A 264-nucleotide genomic window follows, 5' to 3' on the forward strand; every position below is an offset into this window, starting at 1 on the left:
AGATCAAGATCCAGATCAAGATCAAGATCAACAGCCAGATCAAAAGCTGTGCGGGGTTTGGTTGCGTGGTGCGAAACCCACGAAAGCGCTGCTGTTGCTTCTGCTTTTTGCTTTTGCTTCTAAGCGCGCGGTAGTTCAGGCGCTGCAGATTGCGACTTCAGGAGCATGCCCGTAGCGAGGGGACCCTGGAGCGAAGCGTAGGGGCCGGATGACGGGAGCGGGCGGCTTTGGTTACTTTGGCCAAGACCAAAGTAACCCGCCGTA

This window comes from Pseudomonas sp. TJI-51 (genome assembly GCF_000190455.2).
Taxonomy (GTDB): Bacteria; Pseudomonadota; Gammaproteobacteria; order Pseudomonadales; family Pseudomonadaceae; genus Aquipseudomonas; species Aquipseudomonas juntendi.